Origin of the sequence: Endozoicomonas sp. YOMI1, from assembly GCF_024606345.1 — a bacterium.
Lineage (GTDB): Bacteria > Pseudomonadota > Gammaproteobacteria > Pseudomonadales > Endozoicomonadaceae > Endozoicomonas.
This window is the reverse complement of the sequence record NZ_JAHHPM010000175.1, coordinates 1-1,352: the sequence shown is the minus strand read 5'-3', so window position 1 is coordinate 1,352 and position 1,352 is coordinate 1. Positions and strand designations below refer to the sequence as shown.

Here is a 1,352-nt window from a genome sequence, read left to right as displayed (position 1 = left end):
ACTCCCGACATCCTGCTCCCAAAGCAGGCGCGCTACCAGACTGCGCTATACCCCGAAACTTTCCACCTACTTTCAGGAAAACCCGAAAAGTTGTGCTGGTCAACGGCCAAGAATACTACTCACAAGCATGGCTCTCGTCAATTGTCATAGGCATTTTTTGATCCACATTTCTTTTCAGACAATGCGGAACACTACTTCGTCCAAATAACCATAGCAATCTGTCTGAAAAAAACACCATGCCCACCCTTTATATCGAACACACTTCACATAGGTTGAACCAGAGTGAAAAGCGTTGGCCTTATCAGAAGGCTGTTGTGTCAACAGGGCCTGAGCACTGTTAAACTAACGGTCATTTTCAATATTCGCCAATCAACCAATATTGCCAGCAACAGGCTTCAGCACATATGACAGCAAAAATTATTGATGGCAAAGCCATTGCCCTGCAACTGACCGACTCCATCGCCGAACAGGTTAATAAAAGAACTTCACAGGGTCTCAGGGCTCCGGGACTGGCGGTTATTCTGATTGGTGATGACCCGGCTTCCAAAGTTTATGTTGGCAAGAAAAGGCAGGACTGTGAACGGGTGGGTTTCAAATCCATATCCCACGACCTGCCAGCCTCCACCAGCGAACAGCACCTGCTGGCGTTAATTGACAGACTGAATGATGACCCGGAAATTGATGGCATTCTTGTACAATTACCCCTGTCTGAGCACATCAACTGCGAACTGGTGATTGAGCGCATCCGTCCGGATAAAGACGTTGATGGCTTTCACCCTTACAACATTGGCAGACTGGTTCAGCGTATCCCACTGCTGCGACCCTGCACACCGAAAGGTGTGATGACACTGCTGGAAAGCACAGGTCAGCCCATTCGTGGCAAGAATGCCGTCATTGTCGGTGCCTCTAATATTGTGGGTCGCCCAATGACTATGGAACTGTTACTGGCAGGCTGTACCACAACCACCACTCATCGCTTTACTGAGGACCTGGCCGCTGAAGTAGCCCGGGCAGACATCCTGGTGGTAGGCGCTGGCAAGCCCGGACTGGTTAAAGGCGCCTGGGTAAAACCCGGCGCCGTGGTTATTGATATTGGCATCAACCGTATGGAAGACGGCCGACTGGTGGGTGATGTGGAGTTTGATGTTGCCAGAGAAAGAGCATCCTGGATTACTCCGGTTCCAGGTGGTGTTGGACCGATGACTGTAGCGACACTCCTGGAAAACACACTGTATGCTGCAGACCATCTGCACCACTGAACCGAGAAAAGAGTGTTCAGGGTTTAGACCGGCAGTTTTACTCTTGATTAAAACCGCAACGAGCGCAACATTCGTTGTTATGATCCAAGGCTC

The 1,352-nt window shown here is 50.0% G+C and carries 1 protein-coding gene; it reads left to right on the top strand.

Annotated features, from left to right (window positions below; translation table 11 throughout):
* Positions 1-404: 404 nt before the first annotated feature.
* A complete protein-coding gene (folD, locus tag KDK15_RS06220) occupies positions 405-1,259 on the top strand; it encodes a bifunctional methylenetetrahydrofolate dehydrogenase/methenyltetrahydrofolate cyclohydrolase FolD (RefSeq protein ID WP_257294500.1) in 855 nt (284 codons plus the stop codon).
* Positions 1,260-1,352: the final 93 nt, after the last annotated feature.

Coding starts and splice junctions, on each gene's coding strand:
- folD (WP_257294500.1), top strand. CDS start 405: ATGACAGCAAAAATTATTGATGGCAAAGCCATTGCCCTGCAACTGACC.